Raw genomic sequence first — 17,473 nt, 5'->3', positions numbered from 1 at the left:
CCCTTACTTATAGAAATCGCCGAAAAAGATTTAGTTTAAGGTTTAATCTGATTGCTGCTCTCTACAATTATGAGCTTTGTCTCCCCAAAATAAAATCTTCCTGAGCGACTTTTGCAAGAGGTCTATTATCTGTATTATCATAATTATACATTTTTGCTTTAATAGTTGGAGACTTAGATGTTAAAGCTTTACTTGGATTTTTATGTAGGGATTGTATTCTAACTAATTCTTGTGCGTAATCTTTTAATTCTTTTATGTCAATCTCTGCACTTTTATTCCACAGTTTATCAAACCATATCATAAGTTCTTTGATATTTTCTTTTTCCTCTATTAGAATTGACATTTCAACTCTTTCAAGAATACCCATTTTAGTAAAATTTGCAGAACCCACCAAGCCCAGATGCTTGCCAACTATAACTTTTGCATGTAAATTCTTATAATGATGGATATTTAATTTATTCTCGACAATAAAGTGAATTATATTTTCTCTTGATTGACCCTGAAAAGCACTGAGCCAAGCTTCTATGTCAGAAACAATACGCCACTTCTTGCACTTGTGTAAGAAAAGTTCGACATAGCTAATATCAATGTATGGACAAGCTATTAGCAGTTCTTCACTATTACTGACTTGATGAATTGCTTGATCAAAAGGTGAAATTCCACCATTGATACTTATATCTGTGTGATATATCAATTTAATACTCATAACAATAAATTATTAACTAAAGTTTACTGCGTAAGTTATAGGATAAATTACTAATTGTCTCTCAACTTTGAAAGCTCATCTTTTGCAGCTTCAATAAAGTATTTTTTTTCATGGTTGAAGTCTTGGTTTTGCTTGTTTGTAGATTGGGTATTACCAGCCAGTACACAATCAACTAGTTTTTTAGCTTGCTCAATTACTTTTTCTGTTCCTAAAAGTTCAACTTGTGAAAAATAGTTGATTAGTGAATCAAACTCTTTAATGCTACTAGCTTTTTCTTCTATTGAAAAAAGTATTAGTCTATTCGCTTCACCTAAAAAATCAGAATAAACCTTATTGCGAATAGTCATATCTTCTTTTGTCAAAGATAAGTGCCACTCTTTAATTTTAAGATTTTTGTTTGTAAAATAACTTATATAACCTCCTATAACAGTACCAAAAAGTGCTGACGTAACTCCAATAATGGCTGCAAGAACTTGTGGATACATCTATCAGACCTATCTGTGCAAAGATTGTAATCTAATTTTGTGTTAGATTAAAAAAAGTTAATATCGAAATACAGTCTTACTGATAACTTAGCGAGACACTAAACGTCAACAGATCACATTAACATTATGTCCTTGTTAACGAGAAAATAACTCAACTTCCAAAAATCAAAGCATCGAGCGAATAAGCACCAGGGCCTAAAACTGCGATCGCAATCAGCATGACGCAATACATAAAAGCCTTTTCCCAACTTGGGGGTTCACCTTGTCCTAAAGCACCTTGATACTGTTCTTGAGGAATTAAGTATGGATCTTGAGCTACAAAAGGCTTACTTCCAGAGATGTGCAAATATATCGCAAAAATCATTGAGCAGAGAATGGGCAAAGTTGCTAAGAGTGTGAGGAATCCAATAATCAGAAAAATTCCGCCACCTAACATCGATGCAGCTGATAAAAAGCAAAGAAAGACAGGCGTTTTTAGAGACTCAGCCCACCGTCGAAGATGCGTTATCTTAGGATAGCCGTGTAGTATAAACAACCAGCCAAGGCTAACTCTGAGAAGTAAAAGTGCTAATCCTGGAAATCCGTCAGGATACACAGGAGAAAGTGAACTTAACAAGTGTGGACTTAGCTGTGGGAAATTAAATGCAGCTAGGAAAAAAGCGAGTTTCTTCGGAATAGCTGCGCTTAACGCTACACCCAACCCAAATTGATAAATCATAGTTGTACACCACGGGTATTAAGGTCGATAACATATAATGAATGACCGGCTGTGATAAATAAGCGATCGCTTTCCTTACCACCGAAAGTCAGGTTAGCTGATGTCTCCGGTACAAAAATTTTTCCTAAGCGAGTTCCATCAGGGGCGTATATCTGCACACTGTCTTGAGAACTAGTAAAAACATTGCCATGTTCCTCAACCCGCAGTCCATCCGGTTGTCCTGGCTCAATGACTGCAAATACACGCCCATTCTTTACATAGCTATCGCCCACAACTTCATAGACGCGAATATGATGAGGCCCCCCAGGAATATTAAACGCAGCTGTATCTGAAACATACAAAAGGCTTTCGTCTGGACTGAAAGCCAACCCATTCGGGCGCACCATGTCTGTTACTACAGGATAAATCTCACCTGTTGCAGGGTCAAAGCGATAGACGTAACTTCCGGGTTGTTCTTGTTCGCCCCCGTAACCTTGGTTTGGCTCGGTAATCCCATAAGGCGGATCGGTGAACCAAATTGTACCGTCACTTTTGACTACTAAATCATTTGGACTGTTCAGGCGTTTGTTGTCGTAGCGATCGACTAAAACCTTCCATTCACCATTGTCTTCGCGTCGAATGATAGCACGCAAACCAGAGGAACAGGCAACCAGACGACCCTCTAAGTCGCGGTAATTACCGCTTTGGTAATCAGATGGATCTCGTAGGACAGTCACATTGTCAGTGGCACTCCACCGCAACAGGCGGTTGCCGTGAGCATCGCTCCACACAACGCTATCATCTTCATGGAAGTAAACAGGCCCCTCGCTATGGACTGCACCGTTGGCTAGCTCCTGGAGTAAAGCACCGGGGCGTACAATAGCAAGGAGGCGATCGTCATAAATCTCAATGGCTTCAGGCATAGAAATCTCCTGTTATTTAACTTGGCTACTGACGATAAATAGCAGGTTTAAATTAATACTAAAATACTATAGATGTATATTTAATATCGTGTAACCAACTGAGTACGCCACGGCGGAAATAGAGCAACCATTTAAAACCCCTAAAAAATTGATTCCATAATACTTTTGACTTCCGGCTTGCGGTACTGAGTGTAAAGTTTCTAGCTGTTTTCATCAGTTACTAAATACAATATTAAAGTTAATTATTATAAAGCTAATTCTTACTTTATTGATTTCTATTAACATTGAACCATAGATACAGCACTTCCTGCTGCTATGAGGTACAGATACTTGGGATGCTATTAGTAGTCTCTCAAGCTAGTAATGAAAAGTTTGTAGTAAGCACTTTAGTGCTTAGAAAATAAGGACTGAAGTCCTTACTACGAACTTTCTTACCTATTAATTTAAACTTGACAGACTATTAGCACAGATCAACGATAATTCGATCGATTAGTGTACCTCATAACTTCGGGAAGTGCTGTATAGATTGCACCAAAAGACTATTTTTATTCAAAATAAAGTTATTCATTTTTAAAATTAAATATTTTTTAACACATCAAATTAATAGCTTCATCAAAAATGCCAAGCAAAATTTATTTCCTATTTTTGTAAAGAGATTACATAGCTAATTCATACAATAGAAATAAAAAATGAAATTAAAATGAAATATTAACCTGTCTTTAGGCATAAATAAATATTAATCCATTAGAGAGAAGCAATATTGTAATTAAAGCTTTAGTCTAAGCATAAGAATCTGTCTTTAGAGCTATTTAAATTTTGATAAAATTTATAAATTAACTTAAAATATTGCCAAATTACTTGACGGCATCAAAGAAATTAAACCGTAATTAATATGAAATTACTAATTATCAATTATGACTAGCATCACAGAACATTACGACATCATTATTATTGGTACAGGAGCCGGTGGAGGTACATTAACTCACCGTCTTGCACCCACAGGTAAAAAAATTCTAGTGCTAGAAAGAGGCGACTTTTTACCGAGAGAGAAAGCTAACTGGAATCCAGAGGAAGTCTATCAAAAACATCGTTACCATACTGATGAGCAGTGGTATAACAGGGAAGGTAAAGCGTTTAAGCCTCAGACAGGCTACTGGGTTGGTGGCAATACCAAACTCTACGGTGCAGCCCTAATTCGATTCCGGGAGCGAGATTTTGAAAGGGTAATTTATAAAGAAGGAATTTCTCCAGAATGGCCTTTGAAGTATCAAGACTTTGAGCCATACTACACCCAAGCAGAAAAGCTATATGACGTGCATGGACAGGAAGGAGAAGACCCTACCGAACCACCTCGTAGCGAACCATATCCTTATCCGCCAGTGAGTCATGAGCCAGATATGCAGTCTCTTGCTGATGGCATTCGGGAACTGGGTTACTACCCATTTCATTTACCATTGGGATTAAAGCTTAATGAAAGCGATCGCACCAAGAGTCCCTGCATTCGCTGCGATACTTTTGACGGATACCCCTGTCTAGTACAAGCAAAAGCCGATGCTGATGTCAACGCCATTCGTCCGGCTCGTGAAAAGTATGCCAATGTTACTCTCTTAACTAATACCAAAGTCTTGCGGCTGCATACCAGTGAGTCGGGGCGAGAAGTGACAAAGGTAGAAACTGAAATTGGAGGAGAGCAACATTGGTTCACAAGCGATATTGTGGTTGTTGCCTGTGGTTCTGTCAACTCAGCTGCTTTGCTGTTGCGCTCTGCTAATGACAAACATCCCAACGGATTAGCAAATAGTTCCGATCAAGTGGGGCGGAATTTCATGAAACAACTGGAAACAGCCATAGTTTCCATACATCTAGAAGTGAATCACGCCAACTTTCAAAAAACCATCGCTGTCAACGATTTTTACTGGGGAGAGCCAGATTTTCCTTATCCGATGGGCATGGTGCAGAATACAGGTAATGTCCTAGCTGATATGATTCCCGGAGAAGCACCACCACTGATGGCTCCATTTGTCAAGCTGATTCCTCATTTTGAGCGCCATTTGCTGGCCGAGCGATCGGTGGGCTGGTGGTTGCAAACAGAGGATTTACCAGATCCAAATAATCGGATTCGGGTGGTGGGCGATAAGATTCATGTTGACTATACACTGAACAATATCGAAGCAAGCGATCGCTTAATTCATCGCTGGACATCTGTACTCAAATCAATTCCGCATTCAGCGAAACACGTCCTGCCATTTAGCATTTATCCGCGCACTCATATACCAGAACAAGCAGTTGCTCATCAATGCGGTAGTTGTCGATTTGGCACAGATCCCAAAACCTCAGTCCTTGACATCAATTGCCGTACTCATGATGTCGATAATCTCTATGTGGTAGATAGTAGCTTCTTTCCGTCAAATTCCGGTGCTAACCCTACACTCACGATTATGGCAAATGCGTTGCGTGTTGGCGCTCATCTAGCTGAACGTTTGAAGTAGAAAGTTTATTATTTCTAGGATGGACAAATTTATGAACGATCGACAGACTGATTTAGAAACGCAAAATCAAAACTCTCCAGAATCATCCTCTAATACTCATCCTATTACGACGGGATTGGGAGTTGTAGGAGGCGGGATTGCTGGAGCCGCACTAGGCCGCTCAATTGGTGGTAAAGTTGGTGCTGCAATTGGTGGAGTTGCGGGTGCGATCGCACTTGGAGTTGCAGCCAATGAACTGGTAGGATACACCGAGCAATTGATTGAAGAACTCCAACCAACAGTAGGCTTAGGATTAGGAGCCGATCATAAACCCGTTGAACTACCCTCTCACTATTCTTGGGAAGAATTACAAGCACTATCAAAACCTCAAGGTGAAAAAATGCAAGCTACCTAAGCCAAAAATTTTAATTACGAATTACGAATTACGAATTAATCATGTTTCCACTTTGGTTAAAAGCGGGTTTTTGGGATTTATTGCTGCTTTTGTCTTGAGTAAACTCGCTTGAAATTCCAACTTCAACTGTCTCTTGTAAATTGTGTGGGGAAACTAATTGCAGTCATCGTGGCATTTATAGCAACGGATAGGAGGCTTAGTACACGTAGCGAAAACACCGAAATAAACTCTGCGTTACTTTGCGCTCAACTCTGCGCCCCTTTGCGTTTTAATAAACTTGTCCTAACACCTTTGGCGACTGCTATAACTCCTTATTCAACTTTCAACTCAATCACTTGTGGTTCACACACTCTAGGAATAATACTGACTTGTCCACAAAATTTCATTTTTGTATGGATTTCAAAACTATGCAGACATCAGTCTTAAGTAGAATCCAAATTTCATAATTATTTCACTTTTTTGTGAAAGCGTATTTAAATAAGGCTTTTAGCACTGGGTTGACTATGCGGCTGATATTAGTTGAGGATGAAGCAGATTTAGGTGCAGCAATAAAACAAGTCCTGAGCCATGAGGCGTATATAGTTGACTGGTTTCTAGATGGTACTCAGGCATGGCAATATTTAGAAACTGGCTGGACTGAGTACACACTTGCGATTTTTGATTGGATGCTGCCTGGAGTATCGGGGATAGAGTTGTGTAAATGGTTGCGCGATCGCCAATTAACTCTACCTGTATTAATGCTAACGGCTAAAGACCGAATGGAAGAAAAGATTATCGGTTTAGATAGCGGTGCAGATGATTATTTAATTAAACCCTTTGATATGGCAGAGCTGCTGGCAAGATTGCGGGCATTACAACGGCGATCCTCTTACGTAGGAACAACGCTGACACCTCAAGTCCAACCCCGACGCTTACAAGTAGGTTGCCTGACGCTCAATTACAGCACTCATCAACTTACTCGTCAGTATGGTCACGGTGAAAATCAAGTATTCTCTTTAACTGTCAAGGAATTTCAATTGTTGGAATATTTCATGAGACATCCTAACCAAATTGTCAGCCGCGACCAAATTATTAATCAGCTTTGGGAAATTGGTGCAGAACCAGTTAGCAATGTCGTAGCAGCGCAAATTCGCTTATTGAGACGCAAATTAGGAGAAGAAGAGAACGAATCTTTAATTGAAACTGTTTATGGTGTGGGCTATCGTCTCAATATTCCGGCTGCGGAAATAAGCAGATGATTTCTGCTAAGACAGCGACACTTTCACCAAGGTTATAAAAATATGGAACGCAATCCCATCTTTCACCAGACTCGGTTGCGCCTAGCAGCTTGGTATACCCTCGTCATGGGCGGTATTTTAGGGCTATCTAGTTTGGGGGTTTATAGTGTGGTTGCCCATGTCTACTATGAAACTATAGACCAGGGATTGCAATCAGTCGCAAATGCACTCCATAAAAGTATTGAACCAGCTTGGCAGCAACCCGGACAATTACAACGCCTGAATAAAGAATTTTCTTTAGAATTATGTGTGGCTCAGACAAATTGTTTGCCTAAAACAACAGCTATTAAAAAATCAATAACAGAGGCGGCGAATCCAGTTAATTACTATATCCGCTTATTGGATCGCTCAGGAAAACTTTTTGCTAGTGGAGGCATAGAATTTGACAATTTTCCAATTACCTCAGCATTAGAGCATTGGCAAATATTAACAGATGACTCTGGCACTCGATACCGCGAAATCACTTTACCTTTGTATACTCAAAACCAGGTTTCGGGTTATCTACAAGTGGCGCGTAGTATCACTGATTTAGACCAACATCTGGTTTATTTAAGATTAGCTTTGGTATTAGGATTGCCAATTTCGATGATTTTCGTTGGTTTATCTAGTTGGTGGTTGGCAGGAAGAGCAATGCAACCTGTATATCTTTCCTACCAACAAATGCAACAATTTACTGCTGATGCTGCCCATGAGTTTCGCACACCTTTAGCAGCCATGTATTCTACTATTGAAGCTGCTATAAAGTTACAGCAAGAACCAAAATCCAATGGGGGCATTTTAGATGTACTCAAACGCCAAAATCGGCGCTTATCACAATTAGTTGGAGATTTGCTGTTATTAACGAGGATAGATCAAAAACAACTAACAGGAGAATATCAGCCTTGCTGTTTGAATGATTTAATTAGCGACTTAATTGAGGAATTAGCATTTTTGGCAGTAGAAACTAAAGTAAATCTCTCTAAACAGGTGCAAGTCTCAGAAAAACTGTATGTGACAGGAAATGAAGAACAGCTTTATCGCTTAATTTCCAACTTAATTGCCAATGCAATTCAAGCTACATCTAGCGGTGGAAAAGTCACGGTTTTTTTAGAAAAGAGTGAACTTTACGCCATGATTAAAGTTGAAGATACAGGAATTGGTATTGCTGTTGAACATCAACAGCGAATTTTCGATCGTTTCTACCGAGTAGATCGCAACCGCTCTCGCACCTCTGGCGGTTCGGGTTTGGGATTAGCCATAGCTCAAGCGATCGCCAGAGCGCATAAAGGCAATATTCACGTTCAAAGTCAACCTGGGCTAGGTAGTACATTTACAGTTCGACTTCCTCTTTCATCGTGATTTCTGGAAATAAATGTTGCTATTTAGTGCATTATTTATCTTGATAACGATATTCTATGCTAAGTAAGTTGGTGGGAATAAACCAAATTATACAGCAGAATTCAGAATTAAGGAGTCAGAATTCAGGAGTAAAACAGGCTTTGTACCTGGCTTTGAGACTTAGTTTGTGTACTTCACTAACTTGAAATCCGCTGTATTACAAAACATAAATATGCTTAAAACCCTTACCAATGACTAATGACTAATGACTAATGACTAATGACTAATGACTAATGACTAATGACTAATGACTAATGACTAATGACTAATGACTAATGACAGTTAGCTTTAATTACACCGACTTACTTAAAGCTTTTGTTTAAAATCCAGAAGCTAAAACCATTTGATTTGGAGGAGTTTTGATAAATAATATTCGCGATCGCTTTAGGGGTTTTAAGCGCAAAAGGGTTGAACCATCACAACTCAAACAGTTGGTACATGAATTGCTGGAAGAGTCTAGTCTCGACGCAACATATTTGATTTTGATTATTGGCTCATGTGCGATCGCCACATTTGGTCTACTTGCCAATAGCACTGCTGTAATTATCGGCGCAATGATTATCGCACCTCTAATGTTGCCAATTCGAGGTTTAGCCTTTGGTGCATTAATTGGAAATATTAACCTATTTCGTAAAGGCGTAATAGCAGTATTCTTAGGCACATTACTAGCACTTTTAATTTCTTGCAGTATCGGTTGGATCGTTAATCTACCTAGTTTCGGCAGTGAAGTGCTATCTCGCTCCAAACCTAATCTGCTTGATTTGGGTATTGCAGTCGCAGCAGGGTATATCAGTGGCTACGCTAAGGTTAATTCAAAAATCTCTGCTAGTGTGGCAGGGACAGCAATAGCTGTTGCCCTTATGCCCCCAATTTGCGTTATCGGTTTAGGTCTAGCAAAATTTAACTTGTCACTCAGCTTAGGAGCGACTTTGCTCTACCTAACGAACCTTTTGGGTATTAGCCTTGCTTGTATGCTGACATTTTTATTCACCGGCTATTCTCCTGTCGATCGCGCCCAAAAAGCGCTGCTATGGGCATTGGCGTTAACAGGTGCTTTATTGATACCTTTAACTGTGAGCTTTACCCGATTAGTTAGACAAGCAGAACTCGAAACCCATTTGAGGAAGGCACTGCTGAACCGAACTGTAACTTTTCAACGTTTGGAACTACTGAAAACAGATACTAATTGGCTGAGTAATCCGCCTCAAGTTCGCTTGAGTGTTAGCGCACAAGAACCTGTAACATCAAAGCAAGTAAGTCTTTTAGAAGCGTTTCTTGAAAAAGAAACTGGGCAACGTTTTTCCCTAATTTTTGAAGTTAGTCAGGTGAAAGAAGTCAGAGCAGAAAAATCAGATTCTCCTCACAAATAAGATAGATATCGACCGAATTTAAGTATGCGTTATTCTAAACTCTTCTACAGACGTATAGCAATCCTAAATGAGAATTGCTGCTATACAGATATTATTGTACTGCAATCCGGGAAAATTCTCTGGAATTAAGGAAGCGATTACTAGAATTGGCGAATGAAAAAGTTTCCAAAAAATTAAAATCATTTGGAATTGAATTTGTTATGCAAGAGCCTAATATTTATGTGGAATCTCCAGTAACTATGTAGAATTGAAAAACGACACAGGATGAACACTGTATCCAAATCTTTGGGGAAATACTCTAGCATCGCCCAGATGCCAAACAATACTAACTTTGACAACTTGGTATAGTTAGATATCAAATATAAATTGGTTTGAGTATATTATGATGCGTCGTTCTCTACGTTTTTCCTTTTTCTACTTAGTGGTAATTCTGCTAGTGATTGGTTTGTGGTTGAGTCCGGGAATGGCACAAACTGGGTCAAAAGTTGCTGTAGTTGTGGATGGATACCAGATTTTTCAAGTCAGTGAGTCTGGTGAATTTAGCGCCAAAGAACGAGCTAACTTAATCAATTTACAACTAAAGGAGGCGGTAAAATCTGACAAAGCCATTCAGGTAAAAATTGAAGAACGTAACCAATTACCAACGATTTTATTGGGCGATCGCTATTTGCTAACTGTCACTAAAAATGATACTTTACCAGGCAGCAAACCTGATGAACAGGCTTCCCTTTGGGCTAAACAAATTCAGGAAGTATTACAACAATCTCAAGCAGAGCGAAGTTCGCAATATATTCGCAACACCTCCATATTGTCTGTAAGTATTTTGCTGGGAGCATTTGCTATCTCCTGGTTCCTTGGATTGCTCAGAAAAAGGATTTCAGGAATTGTACAGAGAAAATTAAATGATGCAAATGCAGAAGTTATAAATGCTGATTTACCCAAAGGATTAGCATTACTATTTGATTTAATCCTCTTCTTTATCCGTGCTGGTATCTGGGCAAGCACTATTATTTATATCACTAATTTATTTCCCTACACTCGTCAATGGAGCTATCAAATCACCTATATTTTAAATTCTAGTTTCACATCTCAATTTATTACTCTGGGCAACAATTCTTACTCTTTAATCAACCTGCTAATTCTAGTGAGTTTATTATTCGCCTTAATAATCTTTGCTGGAACCATGACTAATATCCTGCGCTCCCGTGTTTTAAGTGTTGCAGGTATTAACCGAGGCGCTCAAGAGGCGATCGCCATTTTAACGAAATACAGCTTGATTGTAGTTGGTAGCATAGTCTTGCTGCAAATTTGGGGACTCGACCTCAGTTCTGTGACAATTTTAGCTAGCGCCTTGGGTATTGGGATTGGCTTTGGCTTCCAGGATATTGCAAAAAATTTCGGTAGTGGTTTGATTTTAGTTTTGGAACGTCCAATTCAGGTAGGTGATTTTATCGAAGTAGGAGATTTGCATGGCACTGTCGAGCGTATCAGCGCCCGCAGTACGGAAATCAGAACTCTCGACCATATTTCCATCATCGTACCTAATTCACGTCTTTTAGAAACTGAAGTGATAAATTGGAGCCACCGTAATCCCGTTTCTCGCTTACATTTACCTGTTGGCGTGGCTTATAGCGCGGAACCTGATTTAGTCAAAGAAGCATTACTAGATGCAGCCAAAGACCATCCTAATGTTTTAAATACACCTCCTCCCCAAGTACTTTTTAAAGGTTTCGGTGATAGCGCTCTCAATTTTGAGTTGCTGGTGTGGACAGCAGAACCTCACAAACAGTTTTTAATTAAGAGTGATTTATATTTTTCCATCTATGAAGTTTTATGCAAGCGGCAAATAGAAATCCCCTTTCCTCAGCGTGACTTGCATTTGCGTTCTGGGACTTTGGGACTTTCTCCGCAAATAGAGAAGGCTTTACAGCGACTATCTGAAGAATCTGCTAAGGGATACAATGATACAGCAACTTGAGATCACACCTGCCAAAAAAATGGTAAACATTCAAAATGTAAAAAAAGAAGATTATTGACCGTTTTTTCATCCTATTTATAGATAGGAAAAACTAACTAAAGGTGGAGTTCAATATCAGGATATTTTTATATTCTTATTAAGATTGACTAATTAAGCAAGTAAGATCATGAATGCAGATATATCGGCACTCTGGGACAGAGTTCAGGGAATGATTAACGGATTCATTGTCCTACTGCCGAATATCGTGCTGGCATTGATTGTCTTTGCAATCTTCTTCGCGGTGGCTAGAGCGATTAAGAGAGTAGTTAAACGATTGACTCGCGATCGCCATCAAGCTCGGAATCTAGGACTAGTACTGGGACGCTTGGCGCAAGGTACAATACTGTTAATTGGGCTATTTGTTGCTTTGTCGATTGTAATACCGACATTTCGAGCCGGAGATTTGATACAACTACTGGGGATTAGCGGCGTAGCGATCGGCTTTGCCTTTCGTGACATCCTACAAAACTTCTTGGCTGGGATTCTGATTCTCTTGACAGAGCCGTTCCAAATCAATGACCAAATAGTTTTTAAAGATTTTGAAGGGACTGTAGAAAATATTGAGACACGAGCGACAACAATTAGAACTTACGATGGTCGTCGCATTGTCATTCCTAACTCAGAATTGTTCACTAATTCGGTAACTGTAAACACTGCCTTTGACAGTCGCCGACTACAGTATGATGTCGGTATTGGTTACGGCGATGATATAGACCGAGCCAAGGAGTTAATGCTGGAAGCATTGCATAGTGTGCCGGAAATACTGAAAGACCCTGCACCTGATGTGCTGCTCATGGAACTTGCCGAAAGTACCGTTAATATCCGCGTTCGTTGGTGGATTAACCCGCCACGACGTGCAGATGACCTCGCCTCACGGGACAAGGTGCTTTCTACAATTAAGAAAACGTTAGTTGAAAACGGCATCGATTTACCCTTTCCCACACAGCAAATTTTACTCCATGACCAGACAGAAGAGATAGATGGCGATCGCTCCCGTCAGCGTGAAGGTTGGCCATCTGGTAAAGGCAAAGTACCAAAACCCCGCAACATTGGTGATTCACTCAGGTTACTTGCTCAAGAGCGCTCCTCACAAGATGACAACGGTAAGGTAGATGCTCAAATCAACGAACAATGAGAAATGTCAAGATAAGCAATTTGTGGGATCAGCTCCACGCAATGCACTGGCAACTCTATTACCTCTGTGGTTCGATTAAAAAATAATTTTAAAACTCTTTAATTCATGCTAAATATTCTATTTAACTGGAATCCCTTAATGGTCTTAGATTCTACCACAAGTGAAGTTGTAATTGCAGAACAACTCAAGCAATTTCTACTAGTATTATCTGTATCATTGGGTGTAGCAACACTACCACAAATTTTTAGTTGGTTTCGCCGCATTCCTTATACACTCTTACTGGTCATAGTGGGATTAGGGTTAGCATTCGTAAATGTGCGATTGGTTAATCTCTCTCCTGAATTGATTCTGATGATTTTCTTACCACCACTGCTGTTTGAAGCTGCTTGGAATTTGAAATGGTCAGACTTAAAGCGGGATTTGTTACCTATTTGTTTATATGCAGTAGTAGGGGTAATAATTTCTATTGCTGGAGTGGCACTCGGTCTTCATCAATTCGCTGGACTTGAACTGAATATTGCTCTATTAGTTGGAGCTAGTCTATCAGCAACCGATCCGGTTTCGGTAACGGCTCTATTTCGGGAACTAGGAGCAAGCAAACGTCTAAGAACGCTGATGGAAGGAGAAAGTTTATTTAATGATGGTATGGCCGTTGTGGCTTTTGGCTTATTAGTTGCTTTGCCGTTAGGTACTGCCAAACTTGATTTACAGTCTGCTTTATTAGAATTTTTTCAAGTAGTAGGCATTGGTATCAGCATTGGAGGATTAATTGGGTTTGGTATTTCCTATCTAACACAACGTTTCGACTTACCATTAGTAGAACAATCTCTTACCCTGGTTTCTGCCTACAGCACTTACCTAATAACAGAATATTTGGGTGGTTCTGGAGTGATTGGAGTTGTCACCACAGCTTTAATTTTGGGCAACTTTGGCTCACGCATTGGCATGAACCCGCGCACACGGATCATTGTTACTGAATTTTGGGAATTTCTAGCTTTTTTTGTAAATTCGATTGTTTTTCTCTTAATTGGCGATCAAATTCGCTTTGCTGTCTTAGGAGATAACCTAAAAAGTATTGCAGTCACAATTGTGGCGATGATTGTGGCACGGGCAGTATCTATTTATGCTTTAAGTAATCTTAGCAACTGGTTAGCTAAATCCGAAATTCCTTTATCTGAACAAACTGTATTGACGTGGGGTGGGCTACGCGGCTCTGTCTCCATTGCTCTGGCTTTGAGTGTACCAGCCATACTCCCGCAAAGGGAAGAAATTATTGCCACTGTATTTGGAGTAGTTTTATTTACCCTGTTAGTACAGGGCTTAACCATCCAACCATTATTAGAAAAACTCCAACTTTTAGGTTCGCAACCGCTACGTCAACAATACACCGAAGCAATTGCCCGTCAAGTTGCTCTCCAAAGGGCGCTGGAATATTTAGAAACAGCACAAAACCGTCCGGGAATTGAGCCAGAGTTTTATCGCTACCAGAAGACGCTGCTTTCAGGAGAAATTACCTTTTTGCAAGAAGAAATTGACAAGTTACTTGATGAATACCCAAATTTGCAAGAATTTTCAACCGAAGAACTGCGAGGGGAATTGCTGGCAATTGAAGCTGATACATACGCTGAGTTTGTCCGCGCAGGTAAGTTAAATAAAGAACTGTCACCTTTTTTGCAAACAAACTATGACAGAGCAGATGGGAAGGAATAAGTCTATACTGCATGGTAAGCGATCGCCAATTAACAATATTTTGACAGTTTTAATCGTCTTCCACAGCCTCAAATCCTCTCCCCATTATTCAGCAATTCGGGATGGTAATCAAATTACCATTCCTGAAAATTACTTATCCAAAGACTACAAAGCACCGGGATTTCGCCTTTCCTCCCTCGACAGTCCATTAAATCCATCAAATGGCAAAGAATCTGCGGAAACTCAGCAATAATACTAAACTAAATCAATTGGTGGAGATATACCATGCGAATACTGACTTTATTAGCATTAGCGATCGCAATCGCAGCTGTGACTTTCGCACTGCAAAACTCAGCCCCGGTAGCAGTACAATTTTTAGTGTGGCGATCGCTAGACTTGTCAATGGCGCTAATACTTCTGCTTACCTTTAGTTTTGGCGTGTTATTTGGCTTCATCATCTCATTATTTTCAGCCATCAAAGGTATGAGAAAAAGGTCTGAACTCATGCGGAAAATCGAACAACAGACCGACGATATTGAAGACCTCAATCGTCAACTAACAGAAGCAAACAATCAACTTCAGGTGCTGCAATCTACACAACCACAACACTATTTACCTCAAGACGCATCGTCAAATTATTCTTCAGATGCCTATCTTGAATGATGTTTATTATCAAAACAAATTATCAGGGTTGGTTGCAATGGACTTTATAAATATAATTCAACACTGGCTAAAAGACCCAACAGTGGAAAAACTTATCCAAGTCTGCATAGCTATTTTAGTTATCACTCTCATCGTCCGCGCCTTAAGTAACTCTGTACCCCGCTACATTTAGGATAATGATACCCGCTATCACCTCCGCAAGACAATTAACTTCATTGGCTATGGGTTGATTTTTCTGTTTGCTGCAAGTATATTTAGCGACAACTTCCGCCAGTTAACAGTTATTTTCGGGGTTATTGGTGCTGGTGTCGCTTTTGCTTTGCAAGAGGTAATTGCCAGTTTTGCCGGCTGGGTTGCTATTTCTTTCGGTCAATTTTATAAGCCTGGAGACAGAGTTTTACTTGGAGGAATTAGGGGAGACGTGATAGATATCAGTATTCTCCGTACCACCATCATGGAGTGCGGTATCAGCCCTATCTTTGATAAAAACGTGATACTCAATATAGCAAATTAACTCAACTAAAGTGCAGATATGCACGGGGTGAGATGATGACAACTCCAACCCAAGAAGAAATTAGATTAGCAGAAGCCCAAAATCACATAGCCCATTGGCGCAGATGGGGGCCTTATTTAAGCGATCGCAACTTACACAAAATTGTAAACTCTTTAGGTTCTGTCTTCATTTGCTCCAGCCGTCAAAAATACCATCCGTTTAAAGGCTCCCAAGAACAACCACAGGTAATTGAACGCTCACTTTAGTACCTGTCACGGTGTCAGACTCAATGGATAATTCTCCACCATGAGCATTAATGATACGTTTGCTAATGGCAAGCCCCAACCCAGTACCGCTTGGTTTTGTGGAAAAGAACGGCTGCGTTAGCTTTGACAAAACCTTTGAAGGAATTGGCTCACCACCATTGCAGACATTAATGCAGATTTTATCAGGAGACGAACTATCCACTTCCCATTTAATCACATCTCCTGCTGAGACTGCCTCACAAGCATTGCGAACAATATTAATAAACACTTGTTTTAGCTTATCTTTATCTCCTAAGATTTTGACTCTAGGTAACGCCGGGATAAATTCGATTTGCCGTGAGAGCGCTTCTGGCATCTCGCACATTGGCATCAGTAATTCACAAATAAATTCATTCACATCCAATTCACACAGTTGCAACACCTGGGGTTTGGCATAAAGCAAAATTTCACTCAGCAGATTTTCTAGCCGACTAGCCTCACTAAGTGCCAACGATAATCGCTCAAGAGCCGCTTCAGTCAGAACAGTTTTCTTAAAATACTTCAATCCCATAATCATCGTTGTTAGTGGATTGCGAATTTCATGCACAATCATCGCCGCAAATTCACCAATAGCTGCCAGCCGTTCCTGTTCTAAAAGCTTGGCTTGGGCTGCTTGTAGTTCTGCGGTGCGTTTTTCTACCTCAGTCTCCAGAATATGATTAAATTGGCACTGCTGCTGGTAAAGATGGTAATGGTCGATGGCAGTAGCAGCACGTTCAGCGAACAATTCCACAATTTGGATTTCTTCTTTGGTAAATTCCCTTGCTTGCCGATGAAAAGAGCAAACAGTACCGAAGACTTGACCTTCGGTAGTTTGCAAGGGTATACCTAAATATGCAGGGTAACCTGGCGCAGGTTTACCATATTCTGGATTAGCCACAGCATCCTCAACAGCTAATGTGCGCCCAATTTGCATAACTGTAGCAATCAATCTACCATGCAGTGCATAAACACGAGGTGTATCTTCGGACATTTCCAGACTACTCGCTAGAATAGTTTCAAACCCTTCTTGGCAAAAGGTAACAACCGTCCAATCAACTGCAATCAGTTCGCTGACTCCACAAGCAATATTATGTAAATAGCTACCTATCTCACCAGTGCGATAGTTCAAAGAGGACAAACGTGCTATTATCTGCCGTTCCCTCTGCCAAGGCTGTTGCAACAACATTTCTTCATCATCGGCTTTGCTCATGGATGCTTGTTGCATGGTTTAGCAAAATAAGTTAAAAAATCAAATATTAAATATTGGATTTTCCAGGTGTTAACTCTGGATATCCTAATAATTTTGATGGGGAAATTTTACTAGATAAATGTGCTATTTATGCAGAAAAAGTATGAAATTTTACTTAAATAAATGTAAATTTATACAACAAATAGCAAGCAAACATCAGGCTATTCATTGACAACCTACCGTATCTTTTTTTACATTTAATCATCAGTGACCTAAAAATTT

The 17,473-nt window shown here is 39.9% G+C and carries 18 protein-coding genes; 13 read left to right on the top strand and 5 right to left on the bottom strand.

All coding sequences use genetic code 11. The annotated features are described in order from the left end of the window. Nucleotides 1-67: 67 nt before the first annotated feature. The 4 genes from AC1F2U_RS30945 to AC1F2U_RS30930 form a co-directional block, all read right to left on the bottom strand. Entirely contained in the window at nucleotides 68-706 is a 639-nt protein-coding gene (locus AC1F2U_RS30945; RefSeq protein ID WP_480264593.1) for a phospholipase D-like domain-containing protein, read from the bottom strand. A gap of 50 nt (nucleotides 707-756) precedes the next feature. Further along, nucleotides 757-1,191 carry a hypothetical protein gene (locus tag AC1F2U_RS30940; protein WP_480264592.1) on the bottom strand — a complete coding sequence of 145 codons (435 nt, stop codon included), beginning with the start codon at nucleotides 1,189-1,191 and terminating at the stop codon, nucleotides 757-759. Nucleotides 1,192-1,342: 151 nt separating this feature from the next. After that, the gene (locus tag AC1F2U_RS30935) at nucleotides 1,343-1,909 is read right to left on the bottom strand and encodes a DoxX family protein (RefSeq protein WP_480264591.1); all 567 of its coding nucleotides are present in this window, start codon (nucleotides 1,907-1,909) and stop codon (nucleotides 1,343-1,345) included. Next, nucleotides 1,906-2,811 (bottom strand): SMP-30/gluconolactonase/LRE family protein, encoded by a 906-nt coding sequence (locus AC1F2U_RS30930; RefSeq protein ID WP_480264590.1) that lies wholly within the window; start codon nucleotides 2,809-2,811, stop codon nucleotides 1,906-1,908. Before AC1F2U_RS30930 ends, AC1F2U_RS30935 begins: the two co-directional genes overlap by 4 nt. A 914-nt stretch (nucleotides 2,812-3,725) precedes the next feature. Between AC1F2U_RS30930 and AC1F2U_RS30925 the strand changes: the two genes are divergently transcribed. From AC1F2U_RS30925 to AC1F2U_RS30865, 13 genes are all read left to right on the top strand, one after another. Then, nucleotides 3,726-5,300 carry a GMC oxidoreductase gene (locus tag AC1F2U_RS30925; protein WP_094351924.1) on the top strand — a complete coding sequence of 525 codons (1,575 nt, stop codon included), beginning with the start codon at nucleotides 3,726-3,728 and terminating at the stop codon, nucleotides 5,298-5,300. Nucleotides 5,301-5,331: 31 nt separating this feature from the next. Beyond that, nucleotides 5,332-5,694 carry a hypothetical protein gene (locus AC1F2U_RS30920; protein ID WP_094352096.1) on the top strand — a complete coding sequence of 121 codons (363 nt, stop codon included), beginning with the start codon at nucleotides 5,332-5,334 and terminating at the stop codon, nucleotides 5,692-5,694. 503 nt (nucleotides 5,695-6,197) lie between these two features. Further along, nucleotides 6,198-6,932, top strand: coding sequence for a two-component system response regulator RppA (gene rppA / locus AC1F2U_RS30915; protein WP_094352095.1), 735 nt, complete (start codon nucleotides 6,198-6,200; stop codon nucleotides 6,930-6,932). 42 nt (nucleotides 6,933-6,974) lie between these two features. Beyond that, nucleotides 6,975-8,309 carry a two-component system sensor histidine kinase RppB gene (gene rppB, locus AC1F2U_RS30910; RefSeq protein WP_480264589.1) on the top strand — a complete coding sequence of 445 codons (1,335 nt, stop codon included), beginning with the start codon at nucleotides 6,975-6,977 and terminating at the stop codon, nucleotides 8,307-8,309. Nucleotides 8,310-8,707: 398 nt separating this feature from the next. Then, the gene (locus AC1F2U_RS30905; RefSeq protein ID WP_480264588.1) at nucleotides 8,708-9,718 is read left to right on the top strand and encodes a DUF389 domain-containing protein; all 1,011 of its coding nucleotides are present in this window, start codon (nucleotides 8,708-8,710) and stop codon (nucleotides 9,716-9,718) included. A gap of 382 nt (nucleotides 9,719-10,100) precedes the next feature. Then, on the top strand, nucleotides 10,101-11,696 hold the full coding sequence (locus tag AC1F2U_RS30900) for a mechanosensitive ion channel family protein (protein ID WP_480264587.1): 1,596 nt from the start codon (nucleotides 10,101-10,103) through the stop codon (nucleotides 11,694-11,696). A 166-nt stretch (nucleotides 11,697-11,862) separates the two neighbouring features. Beyond that, nucleotides 11,863-12,870: a mechanosensitive ion channel family protein gene (locus AC1F2U_RS30895; protein ID WP_480264586.1), complete on the top strand. Its 1,008-nt coding sequence runs from the start codon at nucleotides 11,863-11,865 to the stop codon at nucleotides 12,868-12,870. A 138-nt stretch (nucleotides 12,871-13,008) separates the two neighbouring features. Continuing rightward, complete coding sequence (locus AC1F2U_RS30890; RefSeq protein WP_480264600.1) at nucleotides 13,009-14,580, top strand: Na+/H+ antiporter; 1,572 nt, start codon at nucleotides 13,009-13,011, stop codon at nucleotides 14,578-14,580. Further along, nucleotides 14,555-14,812: a hypothetical protein gene (locus AC1F2U_RS30885; RefSeq protein WP_143854181.1), complete on the top strand. Its 258-nt coding sequence runs from the start codon at nucleotides 14,555-14,557 to the stop codon at nucleotides 14,810-14,812. Before AC1F2U_RS30890 ends, AC1F2U_RS30885 begins: the two co-directional genes overlap by 26 nt. Before the next feature lie 32 nt (nucleotides 14,813-14,844). After that, nucleotides 14,845-15,222: a LapA family protein gene (locus AC1F2U_RS30880; protein ID WP_179069740.1), complete on the top strand. Its 378-nt coding sequence runs from the start codon at nucleotides 14,845-14,847 to the stop codon at nucleotides 15,220-15,222. A gap of 37 nt (nucleotides 15,223-15,259) precedes the next feature. Further along, nucleotides 15,260-15,394, top strand: a complete 135-nt coding sequence (locus AC1F2U_RS30875) for a hypothetical protein (protein WP_480264585.1) — start codon at nucleotides 15,260-15,262, stop codon at nucleotides 15,392-15,394. A 54-nt stretch (nucleotides 15,395-15,448) separates the two neighbouring features. After that, nucleotides 15,449-15,736, top strand: a complete 288-nt coding sequence (locus AC1F2U_RS30870) for a mechanosensitive ion channel domain-containing protein (RefSeq protein WP_333783394.1) — start codon at nucleotides 15,449-15,451, stop codon at nucleotides 15,734-15,736. 32 nt (nucleotides 15,737-15,768) lie between these two features. Next, nucleotides 15,769-15,981: a hypothetical protein gene (locus AC1F2U_RS30865; protein WP_143854180.1), complete on the top strand. Its 213-nt coding sequence runs from the start codon at nucleotides 15,769-15,771 to the stop codon at nucleotides 15,979-15,981. Here the strand turns inward: AC1F2U_RS30865 and AC1F2U_RS30860 are convergent. Beyond that, complete coding sequence (locus tag AC1F2U_RS30860; protein ID WP_480264599.1) at nucleotides 15,935-17,212, bottom strand: GAF domain-containing sensor histidine kinase; 1,278 nt, start codon at nucleotides 17,210-17,212, stop codon at nucleotides 15,935-15,937. The genes AC1F2U_RS30865 and AC1F2U_RS30860 overlap by 47 nt on opposite strands. Between the last annotated feature and the right edge of the window lie 261 nt (nucleotides 17,213-17,473).

This window comes from Nostoc sp. LEGE 12454 (assembly GCF_056620565.1).
This window is presented reverse-complemented; position numbering and strand designations above follow the sequence as displayed.